Origin of the sequence: Variovorax paradoxus (assembly GCF_000834655.1) — a bacterium.
GTDB classification, from domain to species: Bacteria; Pseudomonadota; Gammaproteobacteria; order Burkholderiales; family Burkholderiaceae_C; genus Variovorax; species Variovorax paradoxus_F.
On the sequence record NZ_JXQQ01000028.1, the window covers coordinates 312,605 to 325,442 of the forward strand.

The 12,838-nt window shown below is 70.7% G+C and carries 11 protein-coding genes; 6 read left to right on the top strand and 5 right to left on the bottom strand.

Features of this window, described 5'->3' with window-relative positions:
* The first annotated feature begins 16 nt into the window (after nt 1-16).
* The 6 genes from RT97_RS13950 to RT97_RS13975 are packed head-to-tail and all read left to right on the top strand — an operon-like array spanning nt 17 to nt 5,640.
* Nucleotides 17-1,114 (top strand): GNAT family N-acetyltransferase, encoded by a 1,098-nt coding sequence (locus RT97_RS13950; protein ID WP_042579353.1) that lies wholly within the window; start codon nt 17-19, stop codon nt 1,112-1,114.
* On the top strand, nt 1,111-1,962 hold the full coding sequence (locus tag RT97_RS13955) for a PA4780 family RIO1-like protein kinase (RefSeq protein WP_042579354.1): 852 nt from the start codon (nt 1,111-1,113) through the stop codon (nt 1,960-1,962). The genes RT97_RS13950 and RT97_RS13955 overlap by 4 nt, the downstream gene beginning before the upstream one ends.
* 22 nt (nt 1,963-1,984) lie before the next feature.
* Nucleotides 1,985-2,929 (top strand): ABC transporter substrate-binding protein, encoded by a 945-nt coding sequence (locus RT97_RS13960; RefSeq protein ID WP_080898290.1) that lies wholly within the window; start codon nt 1,985-1,987, stop codon nt 2,927-2,929.
* 56 nt (nt 2,930-2,985) lie between these two features.
* On the top strand, nt 2,986-4,209 hold the full coding sequence (locus RT97_RS13965; protein ID WP_042579355.1) for a GAF domain-containing sensor histidine kinase: 1,224 nt from the start codon (nt 2,986-2,988) through the stop codon (nt 4,207-4,209).
* A gap of 40 nt (nt 4,210-4,249) precedes the next feature.
* Nucleotides 4,250-5,092, top strand: coding sequence for a GNAT family N-acetyltransferase (locus RT97_RS13970; RefSeq protein ID WP_042579356.1), 843 nt, complete (start codon nt 4,250-4,252; stop codon nt 5,090-5,092).
* Nucleotides 5,089-5,640 carry an SET domain-containing protein gene (locus tag RT97_RS13975; protein ID WP_042579357.1) on the top strand — a complete coding sequence of 184 codons (552 nt, stop codon included), beginning with the start codon at nt 5,089-5,091 and terminating at the stop codon, nt 5,638-5,640. The genes RT97_RS13970 and RT97_RS13975 overlap by 4 nt, the downstream gene beginning before the upstream one ends.
* 15 nt (nt 5,641-5,655) lie before the next feature.
* Here RT97_RS13975 and RT97_RS13980 read toward each other — a convergent pair whose 3' ends face one another.
* From RT97_RS13980 to cobW, 5 genes are all read right to left on the bottom strand, one after another.
* On the bottom strand, nt 5,656-5,994 hold the full coding sequence (locus RT97_RS13980; RefSeq protein ID WP_042579358.1) for a DUF1090 family protein: 339 nt from the start codon (nt 5,992-5,994) through the stop codon (nt 5,656-5,658).
* A gap of 116 nt (nt 5,995-6,110) precedes the next feature.
* Complete coding sequence (locus RT97_RS13985) at nt 6,111-6,644, bottom strand: VWA domain-containing protein (RefSeq protein WP_080898291.1); 534 nt, start codon at nt 6,642-6,644, stop codon at nt 6,111-6,113.
* 116 nt (nt 6,645-6,760) lie between these two features.
* On the bottom strand, nt 6,761-7,843 hold the full coding sequence (locus RT97_RS13990) for an ATP-binding protein (RefSeq protein ID WP_042579360.1): 1,083 nt from the start codon (nt 7,841-7,843) through the stop codon (nt 6,761-6,763).
* Nucleotides 7,840-11,652: a cobaltochelatase subunit CobN gene (gene cobN, locus RT97_RS13995; RefSeq protein ID WP_042579361.1), complete on the bottom strand. Its 3,813-nt coding sequence runs from the start codon at nt 11,650-11,652 to the stop codon at nt 7,840-7,842. Before cobN ends, RT97_RS13990 begins: the two co-directional genes overlap by 4 nt.
* Before the next feature lie 12 nt (nt 11,653-11,664).
* Nucleotides 11,665-12,729, bottom strand: coding sequence for a cobalamin biosynthesis protein CobW (gene cobW, locus RT97_RS14000; RefSeq protein ID WP_042579362.1), 1,065 nt, complete (start codon nt 12,727-12,729; stop codon nt 11,665-11,667).
* Nucleotides 12,730-12,838 lie beyond the last annotated feature (109 nt).

Below are 12,838 nucleotides of genomic sequence, written 5' to 3' on the forward strand. Positions count from 1 at the left end.
AAATCAAGGCTTGCCCATGCTTGAATCCCGTGCCGCCGATGCGCGGCCGTTCGCGATGTTCCATTTCGATCCGCAGCGGGCGTCCGCTGAAGAATGGGCGCAGGCCCTCGCCTACTGGCGCCTGCGCAATGAGGAAGATCTTCCGGGCGAACCGCTTCCGGACGACGCCCACACCGAGTTCAACGTGCGCCAGCACACGCCGCTGCACGTCGCGCACCGCGTGTTCGCCCGGGATGCGCAGGGCACGCTCGCGGGTTCGCTCAACATGAGCGTTCGCCGCGAAGGAACGCCCGACTGCGAAGCCTTCGCGCCATTCGTCAATGTCTGGGGCGGCGTGCGGCAATCGCATCGGCGGCAAGGCGTCGGCAGCCTCCTGTTGCGGGAACTGCTGGCGTTGATGGACACGCAAGGCAAGACCACGGCCACCTTCAGCGTCCACCTGCCCGAGAGCCACGCCTTCCTTGCCGCCATCGGCGCCACCGAAAAGCACCGCAGCATGGAGAACCGCATGGCCTTCGCGGGCCTGGACGACGGCGCGCTCGCCCGCTGGCGCGCCGAAGCGCTCGCGCCGGCGCACGGGCTGCGCCTGGAGGTCCACGCGGGCCGCGTGCCCTTCGAGCGGCTCGCCACGCTGATGGCACCGCTCTCGGCGCTGCTCGAAGACGCGCCCACGACCGGCCTCGCACGCGCACCCATGCGCTTCGAGCTCGAAGGCTTCCACGCCTGGTATGCCGTGATGGACCGCCGCGGCGGCGAGCACTTCCTGGTGCTCCTGCTCGACGGCGACGAAGTGGCCGCCGTGTGCGATGCGAGCTGGAACCGGCTCTACCCCGACCGCATGTTCCAGCGCCTGACCGCCGTGGCCCAGCGCTGGCGCGGCAAGGGCCTGGCCAAGGGCGTGAAGGCGGTGATGCTGCAGCTGGTGCGCGAGCGCCAGCCCGGGGTGCAGATGGCCATCACGCAGAACGCGGAGGTCAACGCGCCCATGCTCGCCATCAACCGCCGGCTCGGCTTTGCCGCGCACAGGCATGATGGGGCCTACCAGATCGGCACGGAAAGCCTGAGGGCCTTCCTCTCGACCCGCCCCCTGGCTTCGCAGGAGGCACGCGCATGAAGACACCCCAGAGACTGCAGACCCTGGTGGACGAGGGCCTCGTCGACTCGGTCGTGCGCCAGTTGATGAGCGGCAAGGAGGCCATGGTGTACGTCGTGCGCTGCGGCGAGGAAACGCGCTGCGCCAAGGTCTACAAGGAAGCCGACAAGCGCAGCTTCCGCCAGGCCGTGGACTACACCGAGAACCGGCGCGTGAAGAACACGCGGGAGGCCCGCGCCATGGCCAAGGGCACCAAGTTCGGCCGCAAGGTGACCGAGGCGATCTGGCAGAGCGCCGAGGTCGATGCGCTCTACCGCCTGGCCGCGGCCGGCGTGCGGGTGCCCACGCCGCACAACTTCCTCGAAGGCGTGCTGCTGATGGACCTGGTGACCGACGCCAACGGCGACGCCGCCCCGCGCCTGAACGACGTGGCCTTCTCGCCCGAAGACGCGCTGCGGCACCATGCGAGCCTGCTGCGCGAAGTGATGCGCATGCTCTGCGCGGGCGTGGTGCACGGCGACCTCTCGGAATTCAACGTGCTGCTGGCAGAAGACGGCCCGGTCATCATCGACCTCCCCCAGGCGGTGGATGCCGCGGGCAACAACCACGCCAAGCGCATGCTGCTGCGCGACGTGGAGAACCTGCGCAACTTCTTCGGCCAGTTCGAGCCCGCGCTGCTGAAGACGCACTACGGCGAAGAGATCTGGCAGCTCTACGAGCGCGGACTGCTCAGGCCCGAGACGGAGCTCGCGGGCACCTTCGTGCGCGAGACCGGCCCGGTGGACCTGAGCAACGTGCTGCGCGAGGTGGACGACGCGCGTGCCGAAGAGGCGGCGCGGCTGCTGCGCATGCAGACGCCGCGACAATAGCGGGCCGACAACGCCCGCTCCGATGACTTCCCACGCCCTGCCCCAGCGCCAGCCCTCTTCGACCGCCGCGACCGCCGCCACCGCCGTCCGCCACATCGCCAGGGCCGCGGCCTTCGTGGCGCTGGGCTTCGGCTCCGCGGCCCATGCCGCCGGCATCCGCCTGGAAGACGACCGCGGCACCACGCTGGAGCTGCAGGCCCCCGCCAAACGCATCGTCTCGCTGATGCCCTCGCTCACCGAGACGGTCTGCGCGCTGGACGCCTGCGACCGGCTGGTGGGCGTCGACCGCCACGCCAACTGGCCCGCGCAGGTCAAAGGCCTGCCGCAGGTCGGAGGCATGGACGACGCGAACATCGAGCGCATCGTCGCGCTCAAGCCCGACCTGGTGCTGCTGCGCCCGCGCAGCCGCGTCGCCGAGCCGCTGGAGCGGCTGGGCATCAAGGTGCTGGCGCTCGATGCCAAGACCCATGCCGACATGCGGCGGGTGATGGAAACGGTGGCCCGCGCCACCGGCAAGCCCGGCGCGGGCGAGGCCTTCTGGCGCCGGCTGGATGCCGGGCTCGATGCCGCGCGCGCCCGCGTGCCGGCGGGCTGGCAGGGGCGGCGCGTGTATTTCGAGGTGCATGGCGGCGTGGCGGCGGCCAGCGAAAGCTCCTTCATCGGCGAGACGCTTGGACGGCTGGGCCTGGGCAATGCGGTGCCGGGCACGCTTGGGCCTTTTCCCAAGATGAGCCCCGAATTCGTGGTACGCGCCGACCCGGACGTTTTGATGGTCTCGGCGCTGGGCGAAATCTCCGCCATGGCCGCGCGGCCGGGCTGGTCGGCCATGTCGGCGATCCAGCGCGGGCGCGTCTGCAGCTTCGCCTCGGCGCGCTTCGACCTGATGATGCGCCCCGGCCCCCGGCTGGACGAGGCGGCCGATGCCATCGTGGGCTGCCTTGCCTCGCTGGGCGACCCGCGACGCTGAAAACCCCGCCGGCGCCGCTGTGCGCCCTAGAAGCGCTGACGTAACATCCGGACACCGTGACCCCCGCCCCGAACCCTGCCACCCCCGCCTCCCCCGCAGACAGCGCAGAGGCCATCGCGCGGGACGTGTCCGCCGTCGGCCGCATCAGCGCGGTGCCCTCGCTGCTGAAAATCATCTGCCAGAACACCGGCATGGGCTTTGCGGCCATTGCCCGTGTGACCGACGGCACCTGGACCGCCTGCGCGGTCGAGGACACCATCCAGTTCGGCCTGCAGCCCGGGGGCCAGCTCAAGGTGGAGACCACGCTGTGCAAGGAATCGCGTGCCGCACGGCTGCCGGTGGTCATCGACCACGCAGGCACCGACCCGGTCTACCGCGACCACCACACGCCCCAGCTCTACAACATCCAGAGCTACATCTCGGTGCCGATCATCTATACCAACGGCGACTACTTCGGCAACCTGTGCGCCATCGACCCCCGGCCGGCGAACGTGTCCGACCCGCGGACCGTGGCGATGTTCACCGCCTTCGCCGACCTGATCGCGCGCCAGCTGGAGAACGAAGACCGCCAGGAGCGCGCGGAGGTCGCGCTGCAGTCCGAGCGCGCCACGGCCGAGCTGCGCGAGCAGTTCATCGCCGTGCTGGGCCACGACCTGCGCAATCCCCTGTCGGCGGTCGGTGCGACGGCCGAGCTGCTGATCCGCCGCCAGGCCGAGCCGGACCTGGTGAAGCTCGGCACGCGGCTGAAATCAAGCACGCGCCGCATGTCCGGCCTCATCGACGACGTGCTCGATTTCGCACGTGCGCGGCTCGGCTCGGGCATGGGCCTGGCGATCCGCGAAGCCGATTTCCTCACCTCGGCGCTGAAGGAGGTGGTCGACGAAGCGCGCGCCTCCAATCCGCAGCTGGACATCCGCGACGAACTCTCGATCAACCGTGTGGTGCGCTGCGACCAGCCGCGCATCCAGCAGCTGCTGTCGAACCTGATCGGCAACGCGGTCACGCACGGCGGTCCGAACGACCCCGTCGTGGTTCGCGCCACGCTCGAAGACGACCGGCTGGTGCTGTCGGTGAGCAACGGCGGCGAACCCATTCCCCCGGACGACCTTCCGCGGATCTTCCAGCCCTACTGGCGGCCCGCCAACAGCAAGCCCGGCGGCGGACTGGGGCTGGGGCTGTACATCTGCTCGGAAATCGTCGCCGCCCACGGCGGCACGCTCGAAGTGACCTCGTCCGCGGCGGAGGGCACCCGGTTCGTGGCGACCCTTCCCATCGGCTGACTCCATCTTTCGCGAACAACAGGCAATGCACAGGATCGGCATGGCGGTCGTCCCCGCCACGGACTTCACGCACGGCGAGCTCACTGCCCTCTGGAACCGGGCCTACGAGGGCTACTTCGTACCCATCCACTTCGACGAGCAGCTTTTCGCGCGGCACCTGCGGCGGGCGGTGGTCGACCTCGCGCTGTCGCGGGTGATCGCGGTCGACGGCCTCGCTTGCGGCATCTCGCTCGCCGGCCGGCGCGGGCTGCGCGGCTACCTTGCCGGCTTCGGCATCGCGCAGACGCACCGTCGCCGGGGGCTGGCCCGGCAGCTCGTCGAGGCGCAGGCCCAGGCCTGGTCGAAGGCGGGACTGCATCGGGTCTTTCTCGAAGTAATCGCGCAGAACCCGGCCCGCGCGCTCTACGGCCAGGCGGGTTTCGAGGAACTGCGCACGCTCGACGTGCTGGAAGGCAGCTTCGAGGCACGCAGCGCCGTCGCCGCACAACCGCTGGACCACGCCGACCTCGCGGCCGTGCACACGGCCTGCGCGGCGGTCTCCCGCCCCACGTGGCGCCGCGAACTGCCGACCGTGCTGGACGCCATCGACAGAGAAGGTGCCGTCGCGCTCGGCGTGACGCGCGGCACGGCGATCGTCGCGTATGCCGTCGCTCCGCCTGCCGGCAACGTGCTGCCCGACGCGGGAGCCATCGACGAAGCCGCCGCCCACGACCTGCTCGACGCCCTCGCGGCCGTCCGCCCCGGCACCCGCTGGCGACTGGTCGACGAGCCGACCGGCAGCCCGCTCTTCGACGCAGCCACCGCGCGCGGTGCGGCGGCTGTCATCCGCCAGATCGACATGGCGTTGACAATCCAGCCGGTCGACGTCCATCCCTCCCCATGAAATCCCGCCACAAGCAGCCCGCCACCTCGTCAACTCCGTTCATCCGCGTCGGCCCCAGCGGCGTGCACGGCCTGGGCGCCTTCGCGACCCGCGACCTTCCGGCGCAGGCTTTCCTCGGTCTCTACGAAGGGCGGCGCTATTCGAAGCAGGAAATCGCCACCAAGGTCTGGAACGACCAGCTCACCTACCTGTTCACGCTGTCGAACCACGAGACCATCGACGGCGCCAAGGGCGGCAACGGCACCCGCCACCTGAACCACGCCTGCGAGCCGAACTGCGAGGCGGTCGAGGAATACGACGAAGGCGGCGAACTGGTACTGAAGTTCCAGACGCTGGTGGCCGTGGATGCGGGCGACGAGCTGTTCATCGACTATTCGCTGACGGCAGACGACGGCTCGCCGCCGTCGAAGTACCCCTGCCATTGCGGCTCGCCGAACTGCCGCGGGACGATGCTGGCGCCTGCGGAGCCGGAGGAAACCACCACCGAGGCGGACGGCCCGGTGGCCGCCAAGGGAGCGGCCCCGACGCTCAACGACCTGCCGTGGTGAGCTGAAAAAGCGCGCTCAGGGCGACTCGCTCTTCAGGCTGCGAAGCTGCTCCTCGGCGCGATCGAGCTCCGCGCGGAGCGTGCGGATTTCCTGCTCCAGCTTCTCGATGCGCGCCGCGCGGCCCTGCACGGGCACGAGCGCCGCACAGCGCGCCTGGAGCGCGGCCAGTTCCTCGCCAAGTTCGCGCCGGCGAAGCATCTGGCCGCGGGAGCGGGCGAGCGCCATGTCGCGCTCGAGCACCGCTTCCTGCGCCTTGCAATCGGCCGCGTCCACCGGCACGGGCGGCGCCGTCTGTGCGAACGCACGCATGGCCAGGGCCCAGGCAAGGGGCAGGAAGCAGGGTTTGATGCGCATGCCGCGAAGGTACCCGAAACACCCCGCGCCGGGGCGCCCGGCCCTATGCCGTGCGGGCCTTGCGCGCGATCCCGATCGATCGACGCGCCGCTCGGCATGCCGTCGAATCCTTCGGGCTACGCGGACCGCTCGGCAACCAGGTAACGCGCCTGCCACTGTTCGGCGAGCCGGTGCGCCCGATGCAGCGGCACGCGCGCTGCTTCGAAATCGACCACGCAGGCGAAGTCCGCCGCCTCGGGCCGTGCGGGGCTCTCGCTGCTGCGGCCATCGGTCAGCAGCCACAGCCAGCGCTGGCGTGCCACGCTGTGCGCGAGCAGCTGGTCGGCACGCTGCACGCCGAGCGCCAACGGCGTGCCGCCGCCCGCTGCAATGGGGGCGACCCAATCGTCGTTCCACGCACTGGCACGGCGCGGCGGCAGGCGCAACTCGACCACATCGCCGGCAAAGCACAGCAGCGCCACGTGGTCGCGCCGCTGGTAGGCCTCTTCCATCAAGGACAGCAGCAGCCCCTTGGCGCGCGCGAGGTTGCCGTCGTTTCGCATCGAGGCCGAGCAGTCGAGCAGGAAGCAATGCAGCGCACCGCTGCGAGCCTGCAGCGGACGGCGGCGCAGGTGCTCCGCACGCAGCGTGCCGGCGCCGCGGGCCGCCAGCGTGCGCGGCCAGTCGAACGCGGCACCCGGCGATGCGGCGCCGTGCCAAGCGTCCCGCTGCTTGCCTTGCCTCCAGTCGCCCTGGCGCGCGCCAGCGGGTGCGGCGTCCCGGAGGCTCAGGCTTTTTTTGGGGTGGCCTGCCGGGCGGACTGCGAAGGGATCAGCGGTCGCAGCGGTTTCACGCGCTCGATGCCGACGGGCTCGGGCGGCATGGCGCCCCAGTCCTGATCGCCCGCGTTGCTCTGGCCTGCGCCGTTTGCCTCGGCCGGGCGCGGCGCACTCCGCGCCATCCGTGGCGGTAGCGATGCCGGTGCGGCACCTTCGAGCTCCGGTTTACGCCGATGCAGCAGCACGGCTTCGGCCACGCGCTGCACGTGGTCGGGCGTGATGTCCGCCGCGCCCTCCCAAGCCGCGAGCGCGCGCGCCGAGCGCAGCATCACGAGGTCGGCACGCAATCCATCGACTTGCGATGCGATGCACAGCGCACTCACCGCTTCGTGCACTTCATCGCCATACGGCAACGCCGACGAATCCGCCACGACAGCGCGGGCCGAGACCAACGCGGCCGCCAGCTCGGCCTCTGCCCCTGCGTGCTTCGCGCGAAAACCCTGCGGATCGGCATCGAAGGCCAGCCGTGCGCGCACGATGGCCTGCCGCTCGGCCGCGTCCTCGATGTTGCGCAGCTGCACGCACAGGCCGAAGCGGTCGAGCAGCTGCGGGCGCAGCGTGCCCTCCTCCGGATTCATCGTGCCGACCAGCACGAAGCGCGCCGCATGCCGGTGCGAGATGCCGTCGCGCTCGACCACGTTGACGCCGCTGGCGGCCGCGTCGAGCAGCGAATCGATCAGCGCATCGGGCAGCAGGTTGATTTCGTCTACATACAGCACGCCCCCGTTCGCGCGTGCGAGCAGGCCGGGCGCGAACTTGAGCTCGTGCCCCGCAAGGGCCTGCCCGAGATCGAGCGTGCCCACGAGGCTTTCGAGGCTCGCGCCCAGCGGCAGCGTGACGAAGGGCGCACCCGGGAGCAGTTCGGCCAGCGCACGCGCCGCCGTGGTCTTGGCCGTGCCGCGCGGGCCTTCGATCAACACACCGCCCAGGCCCGGGTCGACTGCGGCCAGCAGCAGCGCCTGGCGCAGCTTCGGCTGGCCCGCGATCGCGGCAAAAGGGAAAGGCACCGGCATGGGTGCGGCTGTGGTCATGAGCGGGTTCCTTCCATCTGCTGCTCCTGGTCGAGCAGCAGGTTTTCCAGCTGGGCCTGGTAGTCGCCGGGCGACTGCCACAGGCCGCGCTGCATGGCTTCGAGCAGGCGGCTCAGCATGTCGTGCAGCGCACGCGGATTGTGTTCGTTGACGAAGTTGCGGGTGTCAGCATCGAGCACGTAGGCGTCGGCCACCATCGCGTACTGGTGGTCGCCCACCACGCGCGCGGTGGCATCGAATCCGAAGAGGTAGTCCACCGTCGCGGCCATCTCGAAGGCGCCCTTGTACCCGTGGCGCTTCACGCCGTCGATCCACTTGGGGTTGACCACGCGCGCGCGGATCACGCGGCTGATTTCTTCCTTCAGCGTGCGTACGCGCGGCGCCTGCGGGTTGCCGTGGTCGCCGTGGTACATCGCCGGCTGCCGGCCGCTCAGGTGGCGCACGGCGGCGGCCATGCCGCCCTGGAACTGGTAGTAGTCGTTGGAGTCGAGCAGGTCGTGCTCGCGGCTGTCCTGGTTCTGCATGACGACGTTCATCGTGCGCAGGCGCCGCACCAGCGCATCGGCCGCCGGCACGCCGTCGCTGCCCTGCCCGTAGGCGTGCGCGCTGCCGCCGACGTAGGCGCTGGAAAGGTCGCCGTCGGTCTGCCAGTCGCCATGGTCGAACAGCGGCTGCAGGCCCGAGCCGTAGCTGCCGGGTGCGGAGCCGAACACGCGCCAGCCGGCCTGGGTGCGGGCGGCGTCGGCGGTCACGCCTTCTGCCTCGAGCGCGGCCGCCTCGCGCAGGATGCGCGCGCGGATCGGGTTGCGCTCGGCGTCTTCGTCTTCCTGCGACGCGACGGCCTGCACCGCGGCGTCGAACATCTGCACGGCATTGGGAAACGCATCGCGAAAGAACCCCGAGATGCGCAGCGTCACGTCGATGCGCGGACGCCCGAGCCCGACCGTGGGCAGCACCTCGAAATCGACCACGCGCTGGCTGCCCGGCGCCCACTTGGGCCGCACGCCGATGAGGGCGAAGGCCTGTGCCAGATCGTCGCCGCCGGTGCGCATCGTGGCCGTGCCCCACACCGACAGGCCCAGCGCCACGGGGTAGTCGCCGTGCTCCTGCAGGTGGCGTTCCACCAGCTGCGCGGCGGACTTGAGGCCGAGCATCCACGCGGTGGGCGTGGGGATGGCGCGGGTGTCGACTGCGTAGAAGTTGCGCCCCGTCGGCAGCACGTCGGGCCGCCCGCGCGAGGGCGAGCCGCTCGGGCCGGGCGGCACGAAGCGGCCCTGCAGCGCGCGCGAAAGCTGATGCAGCTCGTGCGGACCGCAGGCATCGAGCGCGGGTGCGAGGCTTCGTTCGATGCGGCCCATCACGGCGGCGGTCTGCGGCATGCCGGGCGGACAGGCTTCGTCCTCCAGCAGGCGTTGTGCGAGCAGTTCCAGCCGCTCGCGCGTGTCTCCGTGGTGCCGCCACGCATCGGCGCTCACCGATTGCAGCAGCGCCGGCCGTGCGCCCTGCCACGGCCTGGCCGCGTCGATGTCGAGCGGTTCGAAGGCGTCGCCGGGCAGCAGGTCCTGCGCCAGCGCACCGAGCAGCCCGGCATTCGCACCCACGCCGTCCGCAGCCGGATAGCGCGCGAGCGCGAGCAGCGTGTCGCGCCGCAGCCGCGCCTCCGGCGAGGCGCCGAACACGTGCAGCCCGTCGCGGATCTGCGTTTCCTTGAGCTCGCACAGGTAGGCATCGACGCGCGCGAGCACCGCGTCGTCTTCCGCCCCCGGCATGTCCAGTTCCTCGACCAGGTGCTGCGCGCGCACGGCCGTGAGAATCTGCGCGCGCAGCACCTTCGCGCGCCGCGCATCGACCAGCAGCGCGTCGTAGTACTCGTCCACCTGGCGCTCCAGGTCCTGCAGCGGGCCGTGGTTCTCGGCGCGCGTGAGCGGCGGCATGAGGTGATCGACGATCACCGCCTGCGTGCGGCGCTTGGCCTGCGCGCCCTCGCCCGGGTCGTTGACGATGAAGGGATAGACGTTCGGCAGCGGCCCGAGGATCGCATCGGGCCAGCAGGTCTGCGAGAGCGCGATGCTCTTGCCCGGCAGCCACTCGAGGTTGCCGTGCTTGCCCACATGCACGACCGCGTCGATGGCGAACGCATCGCGCAGCCAGAAATAGAACGCGAGGTAGCTGTGCGGCGGCACCAGTTCGGCGTCGTGGTAGCTCGCATAGTCGGCCGCGCCCAGCGTGCCGAGCGCGCGTGCGGGCTGGATGCCGACGAACACATGCCCCAATCGGAGGCCCGCGATCATGAAGCGGCCCTGGCGCAGCATCGGGTCTTGCTCGGGCGTGCCCCAGCGCGCGTCGATGGCGGCAGCCATGCCTTCGGGCAGGGCCGCGAGCCGTGCGCGGTAGTCGGCGAGCGCGTAGCTCTGCCAGGCGGGGCGCGCGGACCATTGGACCGGATCGTTCGCGATGCCTTCCTGCAGCGTCTGCATGAGCGCATCGCCATCGGCCGGAATCGCGTCGCCGAGCGCATAGCCCTCGGACTGCATCGTGCGCAGGATGGCAATGACCGAGGCCGGCGTGTCGAGCCCCACGCCGCTGCCGATGCGGCCTTCGCTGCCGGGGTAGTTCGCGAGGATCAGCGCCACGCGCTTGTCGGCCACCGGCAGGCTGCGCAGGCGACACCAGCGCCGCGCGAGCTCGGCCACGAAGGCGATGCGGTCGGGCTCGGGCTGGTAGCTCACCACCTCGGTCTGCGTGAGTTCGCAGCGGTGCGACAGGCCCTTGAAGCTCACGGCGCGCGTGATGATGCGGCCGTCCATTTCGGGCAGCGCGATCTGCATCGCGATGTCGCGCGGGCGCAGGCCCTGGCTGTCGGCGAGCCAGTCTTCCCGGTTGCCGCCGCTAACGATCACCTGCAGCACCGGCGCATCGCCAGCCAGCGCGAGGGCCTCGCCGGCGTCGTCCTGCGCGCCCTGCCCCAGCGCGGCGAAGGCGGTGGTGTTGAGCACGAGCTGCACGTCATGTTCGCTGCACAGGCCGCGGAACGCCGACAGGCACAGCGGATCTTTCAGCGAATCGAGCGCGACCGGCAGCGGGTTCAGTCCCTCGGCATGCAGCGCGGCTGCGAGCGCATCGAAAGCCACCGTGTTGCCCGACAGCAGGTGCGAGCGATAGAACACCAGCGCCACCACCGGCGCATCCGCATGCCATCCGGCGCGCAGGTCGTCGATGCCGGCCACGGTGTGCGCGGCGTTCATGCCGCGCGGCACATGCAGCGCGACCTGCGGCAGGCTGCGCGGCGGCAACGGCGCCTCGCCATGGCCCAGGCCATGGAAGGCCACCGCGCGCAGGAACTGCATCGCGTTGCCCGCCCCGCCCGCGCGCGTGTATTGCCAGAGCCGGCGGCTCACCGCGCGCGGCACGGTGCTGCGCGCGAGCAGGTCTTCGTCTTCCTGCAGGTCGCCCGAGAACATCGCGAGCTGCTGGCCCTTGCGCCTGGCGAGCTTCTCCAGTTGCTGCAGCCCGTAGGCCCAGGCCGATTCGGCGCCCAGGTGATCGACCACCACCACGCGCGCATGCTGCAGCACCTCGTCCACATACAGGTCGAGCGAGGCTGGCTGGCGCAGGTACATGAGGTTGGCCAGCCGCAGCGACGGGTAGCCGGGGTCGGTGGCCGCCAGCGCGGTGCGCGCGGCGGCGAGCAGCGCGAGCGTGGTGTCGGCCGAACTGAGCACCACGATGTCGCCCGGCGTCTGGTCGAGCCGGGTGACGACGCTGTCGTCCTCGACGAAGCGTCCGGGCTGGGTGCTCAGCAGGTGCATGCGGTCAGGCCATCAGGCGGGCACGGCGGCCAGGCCTTCGAGCGCCTTGCGCAGCGCGGCTTCGTCCAGGTCTTCGCCGATGAACACGAGGCGCGTGCGCTGCGCCTCGTCGTCGCGCCAGCGGCGGTCGAAGTGGTGGTCGAAGCGGCGGCCCACGCCCTGCACCAGCAAACGCATCGGCTTGCCCGGGATCGCGACGAAGCCCTTCACGCGGTAGATGGTGTGCTGCTCGACCAGCGTGGCGAGCGCGGCCAGGAGGCCGTCGCGCTCCACCGGCGGCAGGTCGATCACGAGCGAGTCGAACTCGTCGTGGTCGTGGTCTTCCTCGTGGTCGTGGTGGCTCTCGCGCAGGTGGATCGTGGACTCGGCCGCGCGGCCCTGGCCGAGCAGCAGCGCGAGCGGCAGCTTGCCTTCGGTGGCGGCGACAATCTTCACTTCGGGCGGCAGCTCTTCTCGCACCAGCGCCTCGACCTGCGCGCGCATGGCGTCGTCCATCAGGTCGGTCTTGTTGAGCACCACGAGGTCGGCGGCAGAGAGCTGGTCTTCGAACAGCTCGTGCAGCGGCGATTCGTGGTCGAGGTTGGGGTCGGCGCGGCGCGCTTCGTCGACCGCCTCGGGGTTCTCGGCGAACTGGCCCGATGCGGCGGCCGGGCCGTCGACCACGGTGACGACCGAATCGACGGTGAAGATGTTCGCGATGTCCGGCCACTGGAAGGCCTGCACCAGCGGCTTGGGGAGCGCCAGGCCCGAGGTTTCAATGATCACCGCGTCGATGTCGCCGCGGCGCTCGGCCAGCTGCAGCATCACGGGCAGAAACTCTTCCTGCACGGTGCAGCAGACGCAGCCGTTGGCCAGCTCGTAGAGCGCGCCTTCGCGCTCGTTGCCTTCATCGTCGCAGCCGATGCCGCAACCGCGCAGGATCTCGCCATCGATGCCGAGCTCGCCGAACTCGTTGACGATCACCGCGATGCGGCGGCCTTCGGCGTTGCCCAGGATGTGGCGCAGCAGCGTGGTCTTGCCGCTGCCGAGGAAGCCGGTGACGATGGTGACGGGGATCTTGGCGTTGCTCTGTGTCATGGAATGGATGCTTTCAAGCGCCAGGGCGCGAGGATGGATGGCGGCATGCCGCAGCGCGCCGCGGGGGCACTGCGGCGCGCGTTGCGATGGTTTCGGTTCGGATGCCGCC